16 protein-coding genes are annotated in these 13,065 nt (G+C 35.9%); 6 read left to right on the top strand and 10 right to left on the bottom strand.

Annotated features, from left to right (window positions below; translation table 11 throughout):
- Window positions 1–33: 33 nt before the first annotated feature.
- Both NST91_RS20015 and NST91_RS20010 read right to left on the bottom strand, forming a co-directional pair.
- Window positions 34–609: a hypothetical protein gene (locus NST91_RS20015; RefSeq protein WP_341332549.1), complete on the bottom strand. Its 576-nt coding sequence runs from the start codon at window positions 607–609 to the stop codon at window positions 34–36.
- A gap of 119 nt (window positions 610–728) precedes the next feature.
- Entirely contained in the window at window positions 729–1,538 is an 810-nt protein-coding gene (locus tag NST91_RS20010; protein WP_341332548.1) for an EcsC family protein, read from the bottom strand.
- A 349-nt stretch (window positions 1,539–1,887) separates the two neighbouring features.
- On the opposite strand from NST91_RS20010, the gene crcB (NST91_RS20005) reads away from it, so the two are divergent.
- Together crcB (NST91_RS20005) and crcB (NST91_RS20000) are read left to right on the top strand one after the other, a co-directional pair.
- Window positions 1,888–2,274 carry a fluoride efflux transporter CrcB gene (gene crcB / locus NST91_RS20005; protein WP_341332547.1) on the top strand — a complete coding sequence of 129 codons (387 nt, stop codon included), beginning with the start codon at window positions 1,888–1,890 and terminating at the stop codon, window positions 2,272–2,274.
- Window positions 2,271–2,627 carry a fluoride efflux transporter CrcB gene (gene crcB / locus NST91_RS20000; protein WP_341332546.1) on the top strand — a complete coding sequence of 119 codons (357 nt, stop codon included), beginning with the start codon at window positions 2,271–2,273 and terminating at the stop codon, window positions 2,625–2,627. The genes crcB (NST91_RS20005) and crcB (NST91_RS20000) overlap by 4 nt, the downstream gene beginning before the upstream one ends.
- Before the next feature lie 40 nt (window positions 2,628–2,667).
- Here the strand turns inward: crcB (NST91_RS20000) and NST91_RS19995 are convergent, their stop codons facing one another.
- From NST91_RS19995 to NST91_RS19985, 3 genes are all read right to left on the bottom strand, one after another.
- The gene (locus NST91_RS19995) at window positions 2,668–3,231 is read right to left on the bottom strand and encodes an FAD-dependent oxidoreductase (RefSeq protein ID WP_341332545.1); all 564 of its coding nucleotides are present in this window, start codon (window positions 3,229–3,231) and stop codon (window positions 2,668–2,670) included.
- A 162-nt stretch (window positions 3,232–3,393) separates the two neighbouring features.
- The gene (locus NST91_RS19990; RefSeq protein ID WP_341332544.1) at window positions 3,394–4,599 is read right to left on the bottom strand and encodes an MFS transporter; all 1,206 of its coding nucleotides are present in this window, start codon (window positions 4,597–4,599) and stop codon (window positions 3,394–3,396) included.
- 16 nt (window positions 4,600–4,615) lie between these two features.
- Window positions 4,616–5,035 (bottom strand): MarR family winged helix-turn-helix transcriptional regulator, encoded by a 420-nt coding sequence (locus tag NST91_RS19985; RefSeq protein ID WP_341332543.1) that lies wholly within the window; start codon window positions 5,033–5,035, stop codon window positions 4,616–4,618.
- Window positions 5,036–5,201: 166 nt separating this feature from the next.
- Here NST91_RS19985 and NST91_RS19980 point away from each other — a divergent pair, with 166 nt between their 5' ends.
- The gene (locus tag NST91_RS19980) at window positions 5,202–5,948 is read left to right on the top strand and encodes a GTP cyclohydrolase II (protein ID WP_341332542.1); all 747 of its coding nucleotides are present in this window, start codon (window positions 5,202–5,204) and stop codon (window positions 5,946–5,948) included.
- A 36-nt stretch (window positions 5,949–5,984) separates the two neighbouring features.
- Here the strand turns inward: NST91_RS19980 and NST91_RS19975 are convergent, their stop codons facing one another.
- The 5 genes from NST91_RS19975 to NST91_RS19955 form a co-directional block, all read right to left on the bottom strand.
- Window positions 5,985–6,353: an ion channel gene (locus NST91_RS19975; RefSeq protein WP_121447141.1), complete on the bottom strand. Its 369-nt coding sequence runs from the start codon at window positions 6,351–6,353 to the stop codon at window positions 5,985–5,987.
- Between the two features lie 128 nt (window positions 6,354–6,481).
- On the bottom strand, window positions 6,482–7,567 hold the full coding sequence (locus NST91_RS19970; protein WP_341332541.1) for a hypothetical protein: 1,086 nt from the start codon (window positions 7,565–7,567) through the stop codon (window positions 6,482–6,484).
- Window positions 7,568–7,586: 19 nt separating this feature from the next.
- Window positions 7,587–8,027, bottom strand: a complete 441-nt coding sequence (locus tag NST91_RS19965) for a MarR family winged helix-turn-helix transcriptional regulator (protein WP_341332540.1) — start codon at window positions 8,025–8,027, stop codon at window positions 7,587–7,589.
- Window positions 8,028–8,136: 109 nt separating this feature from the next.
- Window positions 8,137–9,135, bottom strand: a complete 999-nt coding sequence (locus tag NST91_RS19960; RefSeq protein ID WP_341332539.1) for an inorganic phosphate transporter — start codon at window positions 9,133–9,135, stop codon at window positions 8,137–8,139.
- 203 nt (window positions 9,136–9,338) lie between these two features.
- A complete protein-coding gene (locus NST91_RS19955; protein ID WP_341332538.1) occupies window positions 9,339–9,959 on the bottom strand; it encodes a DUF47 domain-containing protein in 621 nt (206 codons plus the stop codon).
- Between the two features lie 289 nt (window positions 9,960–10,248).
- Here NST91_RS19955 and NST91_RS19950 point away from each other — a divergent pair, with 289 nt between their 5' ends.
- From NST91_RS19950 to NST91_RS19940, 3 genes are read left to right on the top strand one after another with little or no spacing between them, the layout of a single operon-like run.
- A complete protein-coding gene (locus NST91_RS19950; protein WP_341332537.1) occupies window positions 10,249–10,989 on the top strand; it encodes a hypothetical protein in 741 nt (246 codons plus the stop codon).
- Window positions 10,982–12,043, top strand: a complete 1,062-nt coding sequence (locus tag NST91_RS19945) for a DUF3419 family protein (protein WP_341332536.1) — start codon at window positions 10,982–10,984, stop codon at window positions 12,041–12,043. Before NST91_RS19950 ends, NST91_RS19945 begins: the two co-directional genes overlap by 8 nt.
- Window positions 12,040–13,056, top strand: a complete 1,017-nt coding sequence (locus tag NST91_RS19940) for a hypothetical protein (RefSeq protein WP_341332535.1) — start codon at window positions 12,040–12,042, stop codon at window positions 13,054–13,056. Before NST91_RS19945 ends, NST91_RS19940 begins: the two co-directional genes overlap by 4 nt.
- Window positions 13,057–13,065: the final 9 nt, after the last annotated feature.

The raw sequence follows: 13,065 nt of genomic DNA, 5'->3' as shown, positions 1-13,065 counted from the left end.
AGCACCTGTTGATCAGGTGCTAGGAAAAGCTTACTACATATGCTCGTTTGGTGGTGCAGGCATTCCGTGAATAGAGTTTCTGTCAAAGTCACTTGGTGTATGCTCTTTATTAGAGGCATACTGATTAGTGTCTATATTAACTTCCGATTGAACCTGTGATTGTTCGACTTCTTGTGAGTAAGTCGCATTGTTTACATTTGCACTATTTTGATATTCATTGTAGTTTTGTTGAGCATTAATTGTTTGGTTTTGGTAATTTGGGTATTCATTTTGAAGTTGGTTTATTTGATTTTGAGATTGAACTGGCTCTATTTGATTCTGTGGTTGCTGTTGGGGTGTATTTACTTCCTGGCCTGTAGGGGATTGATCTTGACTTTGCAATTGTTCTGTAACATGTGTAATGGCATCTACAGGTGAATCGGTTATTTTGTCAAAGAAACCTTTACCCTTATCTGGATTTGAAATTATCCCTAGTGCCCCTAAAAGCCCTAATATTGCAGTCACGTATGTTTCCCAGGCTGTTAAATCAATTTGCGCACCTAAGTCCTTAAATACCATATATAAAATCGATGCAAGAGAGACCCATAATCCATAATTTTTCCATTTCATAAGTTGAAAACTCCTTTGTGTTAGTCTCTTACATAACTTATTCGATTAATATGAAAAATGTGACCGCCTAGAACCAGTTAGTCTTTATCACGAAAAAAAACCCCCTAAAAAAGGGGATTTTAAGATGTTGGAGTTTCATCTTGTAATCTTTCTAGGATTCTTCTTTTACGGTATAACATATTTCCAGTCTCCGTGAGATCTTGAATCATTGAGCGATTGGAAATAGCTCCAAAAAGAATCCCTGCAATTGGTATCATTTGAAAAAGTTTTTTCCACCCAAATGAATCGCGGTAGGTATACACTACCTCACGCCAACCTTGGAGTTGTGACATCATTTCATTCGAAGAATTTCTGCCTTGGTAAAAGGAGGAAAGTTCCTTAAGAATTGCCTGCTTACCAACTACATCTGCAGAAGAGAACTGTAAACATTTAATGATAAATATTCGCTCATTTTTTTCTTTTGGGTCAAACCCATGGATTATCGCAATTTCTTGAAGTGTTTTTAATGACATTCCAAGTATAGCAGGGATATCAACGGCAAGTGTAAATATTCCGCCAACACCGGTCGTCGCTCCTTGCAGAGTGGCCACTTTTGCCCATTTTTCGGAATGCTCTTGACTGGCTTCGATCATGTTGTGAAGCGGAATTTGTTCGATATCTGTAATCTTTTCAATGGGGGTATTTGCTTTTTTTTCGATTAAATTAAAAATAGCTTTTTCCTGAATCAGATATTTTCCACCGTTTTGTATATAGCTTCCAATTTCATCAAGAAGAATACCGATTTTCTCATGGATGAATTTTGGTGTTAGTTTATCAAGGAGTTTAAAAGGAAGTCGACCAATTCGTTCCCAAAACCATAAACCACTCTGGTCTTTTTCCCATGCTTCTATTTTTTTTAGTTCACTTTCGAGTATTTGTTTAGATTCCATTTGCATTCCTCTTTCTGGTTTTATCCTCTTATGTATTACGGTTGTACGTAAAAATAGTTTCATGAAATGAATATTAGATATGTGTTTCAAGCAAAAGCAATCTGCCGCTCTTAAAAGAGACTAGAGGGAACTAAGCTTCCTAAAAGGAAGAAAGTAATGCCACTCCAAACGGTTTCGAATGGTATTAACCTCCTAAAACCAGGAAAGTGATGCTACTCCAAACGGTTCGAATGGTATCAACCTGCTAAAAACAGGAAGATACATGTTACTCTATTCCAATTCAAATCACCACCGCCTTTCCAACATAAAATGCTATAATAATTTAATCAGAAATAAGGACAGTGATTGGATGAATATACTATTTGTAATGATTGGTGGATTTCTGGGGGCTTGTTCCCGTTATTTAATTGGAGAATTGGTGCCTCCAACTAGAGGTTTTCCGATTGGAACTCTATCTGTTAACTTAATCGGATGTCTATGCTTAGGATGGTTGTTAACTTATATCACTAAACAAAAAAATATCAGTCCAAAAATAGCATTGTTGTTTGGTACAGGTTTTATTGGTTCATTTACAACATTCTCCACTTTCTCAGTAGAAGTTGTTCAATTAATGGAGGAAGGGAAATTTGGTCTTTCCGTTTTATATGTGTTAACGAGTCTAATAGCTGGAATTATCTTATCATTTTTGGGTTATCGGTTGGCTAAAATAAGTAAAATGGGTGAAGAATCGCAATGATACTTGTTGGAATCGGTGGAGCAGCTGGAGCTGCATGTAGATACCTCGCGGGAATATGGATTGGAAAAATAACTGGTAATTCATTTCCATATCCAACTTTATTCATAAACATCTCTGGATCATTACTTTTAGGAATTTTAACTGGCCTTAAGCTAATTCATACAATACCAGAGTGGAGTTGGTTATTATTTGGAGTCGGCTTTTGTGGGGCATTCACGACATTTTCTACATTTGGCTATGAAGCTATTCAGTTATTTCTTTCAAGACAGAACAAGAAAGCATTCTTATACATATTAGCATCAGCGATACTATGTACCATATCGTCCTATGTAGGTATTCTCATCATTATCTAAAAAGCCAGGAGATATTATTCACCTGGCTTTAATTAGCATGTTATTTTTTCAACACGTCATGGTCAACATAACGCTCACCATTGATTTCACTGATGATATTAATCGCAACTTTAGCACCGTCGCCAGCTGTAATTATTGTATGAACACTTACACCTGCACACGTACCAGCAGCCCAGATTCCCTCAACATTTGTTTTACCAGATGCATCCACATCAAGAACTGTTTTGATACGAGGCTCCGTGCCTTCTTTAGTGGCAACTCCTGCAGATGCAGCTACGTCCGTTAAAGCCCCAGTAGCAAAAACTACGTATTTTCCTTCGTAATCACCGTTATCAGTAACAATCTTAAAACCGTTTTCAGTTTTTTCAATAGAAGTCACAGGCTGTTGAACAACCTCAGCACCAAATTTCGCCGCTTGTTTTTGGCCAATTTCAACTAGTTCAGGGCCTTCAATTTCCATAACGCCATAATGGTTTTCAACCCAAGCACGCTTGGTCATACCTTTATCACTATCTAAAAGTAATGTTTTCTTACCAGCCTTTGCTGTAAATAAAGCTGCACTTGCGCCTGCAGGACCAGCGCCTACTATAACAACATCAAACATTGTTCAATCACTCCTTATGTAAAATAGTATTCAATCATAATTATACCCATTAACATCATGTCAATCTAATCATCTGCTTAAGTTTAAATTACATCATCTCTAGATCAAAATTAGAAAGGACAGAAAGGAAAAATCCCTTCTATCCTAGATGGATGCTGATGTTTAATTATAAGTTTGTTCCGTTTGTACACCAAATTTCGATCTACGATCATGAAGAAAATAATAGAGTATAATCCCGAATATCACATAAAAGGCACTAAAGAAATAGAAGGTGCCGAGTCCGATTTGTGCGCTTATAAGGCCTACAATTGATGAGCCTAAACCAATTCCAGTGTCAAAAATGGATAAGAATGTAGCTGTTGCTGTTCCTCTGCGCGTAGGGGCTGCAGCTTGAACAGCAATTGTTTGGAAACTTGGGAATAATGTTCCCCAGCCTAAACCAATTAAAGCAGCAGCAATTAAGAACATCAAGGAAGTTGATGAAATCCCAAGACACAACATTCCAATAGCAAACACTACAATCGATGGATAGACAATTTTATTTGCTCCATATTGATCAAACCATCTTCCAGTGAAAGGTCTAGATACTAATAGTACAATGGCATATACCACGAAAAAGAAACTTGAAACCTCAAATAATCCAATTTCTTGGGCATATACTGAAACGAAAGATAAGAGTGAAGAGTATACAATCCCTAATAGTCCACCGACAATGGAAATTTTTATCGCAGGAACCTCAAACAGATCCCCGAAAGACAATTTTGTTTTTACTGTTTTTTCTTTTAGTAATTCTTCATGTGCTCTTTCAGGAACTTTTACAAAATAGCCTGTTACCAACGCAAGCATCGAACAAATTGCTCCAACAATGAATACGCTATTCATTCCGGATTTATTCAATAGTGTTAGCCCTAAGAATGGACCAATAACCATTGCTAAGTTGTTTGACATAATAAAATATCCCATGCCTTCTCCTTTTCGAGAATCGGGGATAACGTCTGCAACAATTCCTCCAGCAGCGGTTGTTGCCATTCCGAATCCAATTCCATGGAATAAACGTAACAATAAAACAGAGTAGATGGATGGAGTGAAGAAATAGAATAGCGATGAAATCATAAAGATAAGTAATGAAAGAGTAAGGACATTCTTTCTACCAATGGTATTTAACCATCGACCCGCAAAAGGACGGACGATGATAGCAGAGAATAAAAATACAGTAATCATGAGTCCTGCTTCTAATTCATTTCCGCCCAAATCATTCAACGTGTATACCGGTAATGAAACCAATAAATAGTAAAACGTCAAAAATACAAAAAAGTTACTAACCGAAAGATTAATAAAATCCTTCGTCCAAAGTTTTTGTTTCCCCATAGTTTCCCTCCTGGTGTTAGTTCTTAATCTGACAGAACCAATGGTTTAAAAGGTGATATACCTGATTCTGTAATTCTGTTGGGTAATTTTCTAAGAGCTTTTTATTCATTTCGATTATAGCTTGTTCCCATTTTGGATACTCAGTTAGTGCCTTTTTCGTTAATTCAATTTGCTTAGTACGCTTGTCAGTTCCTTGAACCTGTCTGACATATCCAAGTTTAACTAGCTTTTGTATATTTCGTGTCATCGGCGGTGCCTCAACAGTTAAGTAGTCACATAGCTCAGATTGTGTTAATGTCCCTTTTGTTTTTAAAACAAATAAAACGGACCATTGTGCGCCAAATAGTCCGAAGGGTTCTAAAGTTTCATTTACATGTTTAGTAAGCTGTCGTGATAACTGATGAACTGCGTGAAATAGAGTATGTCCAGTTTGCATATAAACACCTCTGAATATTTCTTTATAATTAGTTACCTAGGTAACTATATCATTTTTTAACTTCAGAAAGCAAGACTAAAGCCTTAAAAACGAGAAAGATGGGGTGGATAAATATATGATAATAATCAAAAACTACTTGTAACCAAATGAGCAAGGGGGATTATTCGTGATTTCAAAAGAAATTATTTCCATCTTACAGGAGAAAATTAAACTCATTGAAAGAGGAGATAAAGCAATTTACTTAGTTGGGCCAATTAAGCTTCCTGTGAATTTAGATGGAGAGACAGTCATTTTTCAGTGGTATTGCTGGCTACTTTGTGATGAGGTAACGTTGGATGCAAATCGAATCATTGATAAGCTTTCATCAACAAACCTTGCTGAAAAACAGCAATCCAGTGTATTAGTATATGGAGATTTTGAAAATGCAGATGAGGCTTTAATTCGAATGCATAGTATTTGTCATACGGGTGATATTTTTGGAAGCAAACGTTGTGATTGCGGATATCAACTAAAGCAATCTATGAGAATTATTGTGGACCATGGGGCAGGTGCTTTATTCTATTTAGCTAATCATGAAGGTCGAGGAATAGGCTTATTTAGTAAAGCGATGGCTTATATCCTTCAAGAGAATGGATTAGATACAGTTGAAGCAAATATCCAACTAGGGTTTAAGGATGATGCTAGAAATTACGACGATGCGATTCGGGTCTTGAAGACGTTACGGTCTAAACCAGTTTCGTTAATAACAAATAATCCTAAAAAAATTGAAGCCCTTAAAAATTCAGGTATGAATGTCTCAGAACGGATGCCAATTTGGGGAGATGTGTCGGAGTTTAACCAAAAATACTTAAAGACGAAAGTGGAAAGAGCCGGCCATCTAGTTGAAATGGCACAAGATGAACAACCTTTTTAAAATGAGGAGCTAGCCCATTGGTGGACTAGCTCATTTCTAATCATACGGATAATTATCACCTTCTGTATTTCGAAAAGGAGGGAGAAACTGAATCACGATGACCACAGGTAACAAATAACCGATTAATGCTTCAATAATCGCTACAGCTCTTGAGACTCCAAATGGAGTTACGTCGCCATATCCAACAGACAAGAGGGTAATGGCACTAAAATATAACGACCGGGTTACAATATCTAATGACTGTTCTTGATGCGAATCGGATGCATAATGGTCATGTACCGCTCCAAGGTCTAGTAAATCTAAAAAAATATATAAAATGGCAAAGGTTAACAATGTATTAAGATACACAACAATAAAAATTAACCCACGATATAATGTCTTTTTTCTATGAATAAATGATTTCAATTAAATCACTTCCTTATAACCTGCCTTATTATATGTATATTAAAAAGTTAGTAGAATAGACTAGCCTTCAATTCAACCCAAAACTGAAAAAACTCGGCAAAGCTGCCGAGCAAAATACACTTATATGCTTAAAGTTGGAATACATTATGATTTTCTTTGACAAAGCTATTCATTTCCTGAAGGAATGCTTCTTTTTCATCAACTGTTACATATAGCTTAGTGATATCCGTTTTCTTCCCAAAGGGGAGGTAAGCAACAACTGAGGATTTTAATTCAATTTCAAACTGTGGATCTTCTTCAAAGAAATCAGGTAGTGTGATCGCAAAACTATTTTTTTCCTGAGCTCTAGCCTTCTTATCTGTAACAGTTCTTTTTATTGATTTTATATTGTCTAAATCAACTTCTATTTCACGTCTAATTCCAACCTGTGCGAAGAGCTTACGGTCTTTAATTACAATTGGTGAAAGACGTACAGCCTGATAGTCTGCAATAATCCAAGCAAGAGCATATAAATCGAAAATGGTAAATATCCATGCTGCAATAGGGCTCCAAAAATGGGCTATTAAAAAATGAACTCCGATTACCTCTATCACCATCGCATGTACTAACATGATAAACAACCCAAAATATCCTGATTCAGTATGAATGGTAAAAACACGAGTACCTGATTTACTATCCCATTTTTTCTTCCAAACGAAGAATGCATAATAGAAAATGGTGAAATCGTAAACAAGGATATCTAGAAGTTTTTTCTTTCCGAATGTTTGATGTAAGGCTCTACGAATAGTTGCAGGATAATAAAAAGAGTATTCTTTTTCTTGTTTGTAGTGCTGGATGAGAGTTGGAATTTTACGAATTAACAAGACGGCAAGAAATATTTCAATTGCAATAAAGAGGCCTTCGATTAGAAAGATTCCGTATTTTGCATAATTAAAAATAGCGATATCATGATGGGGAACAATGAAGTATGCAAACCAAAAGCCGCCAATCACAACAGGAAGAAGAGTAATCATGGAAAAACGGTTTCGAACCACAAATATATAGAAGAATAGAGGTAAAACGATTGTTAAATCAAACAAGGTTGCGAGAATCAAAGTATCTGTGACAGGCTCAAATGGCTGAATGACCATCACTGTATAATTTGAGCTAATGATTAATAGTGCCAAGATAATAAAAATATAAATTGATCTGTTCTTCTTGAGTGAGTGCACCATAAAAATTCCTCCTTCATTCCTACTCATTATTTGAGGTAGTAATAATCGTATGAAGTTTTCGCACAATTGTTTGGAATTGTATCATTTCTTCTTCGGTAAGTTTCGAGTAATATTTTTCCATTATTCTTTGGTCGATTTTGTCACTTTCCTCATATAATTTGATTCCTTTTGAACCAAGAGATATGAGAATTTCACGCCTATTCTTTGGGTTTATTTCTCTTTTAATATATAGTTCACTTTCTAATTTGTTTAGTAATTGACTGACAGCACTTGCTGAGATTTTCATAAGTTGCGCTAATTCATTTACTGTAATTGTTTTGGCTTGATAGACATGATGTAAAACGATTGATTGTTTTGTAGTGATATCAAAGTGAAATATCGATTCGAATTCTTGAAGTAATAGGGAATTAACTTCATCGAGTAGATTAAAGGTTTCTTTCATATAGGCTTTCGTATCCATGATTAATCATCCTTTAAGGTTAATGTTAATAAATATTTAAGTCATCTTAAATATATTATAATCTTAATTATTTATCATGGCAATAAAAAAAGGCAGCATTTGCCACCTTTTAGAAAAATAGGTTAATGATTTGATAAATGAGTGCTGCTAACAATGCTGAGATTGGAAGTGTAATCACCCAAGTGAGGACGATTTTACGGGCAACACCCCATTTTACGCCTTTTACACGTTGAGCAGAACCGACCCCCATGATTGCGGATGAAATCACATGTGTTGTACTAACTGGTAAATGAATATAAGTCGCTCCAAAAATGATTAGAGCAGAAGATAGGTCAGCAGCCGCGCCATTTATTGGACGGATTTTCATAATTTTACCGCCGACCGTTTTAATGATTTTCCAACCACCTATTGATGTACCGAGCCCCATTGCAGTTGCTGCAGCAATTCTCACCCAAAGTGGTATATCGGTAGAGGTTGTAAATCCACCTGCAATTAATGCCATCGTGATAATCCCCATCGCTTTTTGAGCGTCATTTGTACCATGGGTAAAAGATTGAAGGGCAGCTGTGAATATTTGAAAGATCCTGAAACCCTTGTTTGTTTTATAAAGATTTGTGTTTTTGAAAATAACTTTAAAAAGGCTCATCATTAGAAATCCAACTGCTAATGCAATAAAGGGGGAAAGAATGAGTGCTTCTAAAATTTTTATAAATCCACTGTAATTCAAAATCCCAATGCCTGCAGCGGAAATTGCTGCTCCAGCAATGGACCCGATTAAAGCATGAGAGGAACTACTTGGGATTCCGTAGTACCATGTTATCAAGTTCCATGCAATTGCAGAAAGCAGGGCTGCTAAGATAACAACTGATCCATTTTCTATTGCAAAAGGATCAACAATATCTTTCGTTATTGTTTTAGCAACACCCGTAAATGTAATTGCACCAATAAAGTTCATGGAGGCCGCAAGGACAATAGCAACTCTTGGCTTAAGTGCCTTTGTTGAAACACTTGTCGCTATCGCATTAGCCGTATCATGAAAGCCGTTAATGAAGTCAAATGCTAACGCAAAAAAAACAATTAAAACCGTTAAAATTAATAAAGTGTCCATTAATAAGATTCTCCCTTATAATATGTGTTCAAAAAGGAGGGTGGAAAGGACCTGAGTCGACAAAAACGTCACGTCCTAATTCATTGTCAACACTAACACATCCTGAGCGTCGAAATTTCAAGGCGGCGCGAACTCCCGAGTACCGAAGCAAGCCAACTAGAATTTCGATTCGTCATTTTCACCACACGTTTTGAACATCAACTTTATGCATTTCTCATGATAATGGTCTCTAAAGTATCCGCAACATCCTCGCAGAAGTCCGAAATGCCTTCAAGAATCTCATAAATCTCTTTTAGTTGGATAATTTTAATTGGGTCCTTTTCAGTTTGGAAAAGTTGTTTGATGGAAACCCTTAAGAGTTCGTCACATTGTGATTCATAATCATTGATTTTAATCGCATGTGTACGCATATCTAGCAGCTTTTTATTTGTAAGAAGTTCAATGGCATGGAAGATTTCAACCGTACTTTTATGGATATAGTCAGCATATGTAGTCATGTATTCGTCTGTAATAGTCAAAGAATACATCTCAAAACGTGCTGCGCATTGCTCCATTCCATCTAAAACATCATCCATTTTCATAGCCAATTGTAGAATATCTTCTCGCTCAATCGGTGTGATGAAAGATTTATTAAGTTGAGTTATCAAGCCATGAATGACATCGTCACCAATTGTCTCATATTCTTTCATTTGACTCGAAAACTCTTTCAAGTCACTTACATTTTTAATTTTAAACTGTACGAAATAATCTGCTGCCTCTTTCAAGTTTGCAGAGATAGATGTAAGTGCATCAAAAAAAACGTCCTTTTTCTTATTTGCGAACATAATATTGTTCCTCCAATAATGAAATATAAAAACATACAAAGAATATTTTTATCTAAATTTGTCGAAATTACAATAAAAATTTTACAAAGTTTACAAAAATGTAATATAAGTTTAAAGTTGTGTTTCCTGAAAATACAACTGTACGTCAGGTATCTATGTATTTACTAGGTTCTTTTATTATCTATAGAAAATTAAGGAAATATACTTGAAATTTATCTTTCCTGGTGTAAAATTACACTATAGAATAAATGGTGTAATTTTACACTATAGGAATTGGTTGGTGAGATGAGTGACTCAATCATTAGAGATTATCAGGACAAATCAATTACTTATCAAACACAAAGAAGAAATGCTTTTGTTTTTAAGGCGAGTAAGCAAAGTGGGGGAGGAATACCTTTTTCCGAGATTTGAAAGATATGAACAGGCTGTATGCTTAAGACGAAATCAAAAGCTTTTGGCCTTCCAACTTGTTCAAACCTTTGAACAAGGAGATGACAAGTTTGTATACTTCGGTCCCCTGTTTTCGAGGATGAGCAGTTTTCTAGACCTTTTTATGTCTTATATTGAAGTATTAATGGATGAAAATATAGGTAGAAAAATACACCTGCTTGCAGAAATTGAGAATCCGGACGTTTTGGTGTTTTTTAAAGCGCTGTTTAATGATTGCGCTTACCCGAAATTCCAGGTATCCGAGGTTCCTGAAGAAGTAAAGGAAAATGTTCACGTTTTCTCAAAAAAGCTTTCACATATATATGAGTTAGATATTGAACGTCTAACCTCAAAATCAATAGATCCACTTTATCAATATAAATCAACTTATCCAGAGGTAGAGAATTGGCTTTGTTCAAGAAAAGTGGAGCTATCACAGGGAATGAATGTCGTCCTATACTCTACAATACCGGATGGTCCAAGTGCTCGAGCTACATTCAATCGTCAACTGGAAAGCGGAAGAAAAAGAATGCTGAATTGGAAAGAAGGAAAAAAAGAAGTTCTGGATTTATTCGGGGGAGGGGTTGTAAGTAATGTCTAACATTTATTTTTCGCAAATTAGAGAAGACAGTTTAGTAGAAAGAGAGATTTCAAGAATAGTAGGGCCACAGAAAGTACTTGTTGTTGGATCAGGTGGATGTACAGCATTTTCCATTCTGACTGACACGATCAACCAAGTTCTCTGTGTTGATGTGAATCCTGCGCAATGTGCTCTAATTGAATTGAAAAAGGCAGCGATACAGCAGTTTTCGTTAAATGATTTCCTTTCTTTTATCGGGGAAACGGATTGTGATAATCGGGGTGAGATGTATGAAGAGATAGCTGAAGAATTGCCAGAATACGCGAGACATTTTTGGGAGCTGCATCGTAGTGAAATAGAAGAGGGAATTAATCATTGTGGGATAAATGAGCGTTTTTACAGATTTATAGGAGGAAACATTTGCCGGAATGTATATGACGAGACTGTTTGGAATCAGTTGTTTTCTGCCAAAAACCTTGATGAGCAACAGAGATTTTATGAAGAGTATCTAACAACTGCCCAATGGCGAACAGCTGTAAAAATATTGTTAAGTAAAACGACACACCTACAATTTTTTCCTAGTTTTATGTTTAAGAATGCCAGTGAACATGATTTCGGGAATTTCTTTTTAAGTCAATTTGAAAAGGAAGTGAAAACAAAGCCGATTCACAATAATTATTTTTTGAGCCAAATATTATTTTCTACTTATTTATATGATCATGTCGAGGGGGTTCCTTTCTATTTAACTCCAGAAGGATATGAAGAAGTAAAAAGAAATATTGATAAAATGTTCATTTATCCAGTGAGTATCCAAAGTTTATTGGAGAAGGAAAATTCGATCGATGCGTTTTATTTGTCAAATGTATTTGACTGGGCAGATGAAAAAGGAAAAGCATCGATTTGTTGCCGAGTTATTCAAGCTAAATCAGCAAATAGTGTCTTAATGTTCCGAAATATGCTTAGTATGAGTACATTGCCGGATCGGTTTATACGTGATGAAGAGTTGTCATTGCGCTGTGAGACTTTAGAACGTTCGATGTTATATCAAAAAATAACAGTCGGGCAATTTGTATGACTTATTCATTTATGGAACTTGATGAATCTCACGGATTACAATTGCTTCAATTATCGAATGAATCAAGTACAGGTAGCAATCTCTTCTATGTTGATCGGTCTCCGAACTTTTTTAAGCTGTCAGAGGAATTTGGAAAGACAAGGCATTTCGGATTGTTTAAAGGAAGTGCATTAATTGGCTGTGTTGCAGTGAGTCAGCAAAAGAGGGTCATTGAAGGGGCCTGTAAACATGTGTATTACTTAAATGACTTAAGGATTCATCCCGACTTCCACCGGACTTTTGCTTACTATCGCTTGACACAACAATTAGTATCTCTTTATCAAAATGAAGGTGCAGTCAAATGGATGTATTCTACCGTTCTTGATACCAATTCAAACAAAGCATCCATGATAAAAGGCAATGGGCTCCTTCCAAGTGGAATTGAACTGGGAAGAACGTTTCATATTGGTGTACCTATGTTCTTTAAATATCGGAACAATCATTTGGATGTATTTGAAATTGAAGGGGAAGAGGCATGGCAGATTTACAAGAGCTTTGCTACGTCTAAAGACTTTGCTCTATATGATAAGAAAATTTTCTTAAAAGACAATGGTGTGTTCTTAGTTATTAGAGATCAGAAGGACGACCTAGCTATCTGTAAGCTTGTGAATCAATCAGATGCTAGAAAGCTGCGACTTTCCAGGAGACTTCCTTTCCTGTTTAAAATAGTAAATTTGATTTGTCGCGCAGTTGGTTGCCCACCATTGCCTGATAAACGTGAGGAATTTCAGCATGGCTATTTGGCGTTTTTCACAGCGCGAGAAGCTCCTAAAAGATATCGACAGAAATATATCTCTTATATTCAAAAGACCTATAAACATCGATTTACCTATTTATTTTTTGGAGTATCTTCCGAAGAAGTAGAGCAGTATCGATGTAACCCTTTTTATATAAAACATTCATCAACAACATTTGCTTACGGGGATATTCCTGCAAACCTTTCAATGGATTTTCATGAAATAACACTTATTTAGGAGGATGTA

It is taken from the genome of Ferdinandcohnia sp. FSL W7-1320 (genome assembly GCF_038050315.1).
Classification (GTDB): domain Bacteria; phylum Bacillota; class Bacilli; order Bacillales; family Bacillaceae_L; genus Ferdinandcohnia; species Ferdinandcohnia aciditolerans.
Note: the sequence above shows the minus strand (reverse complement) of the source record. Positions and strands in the feature narration are given on the sequence as shown.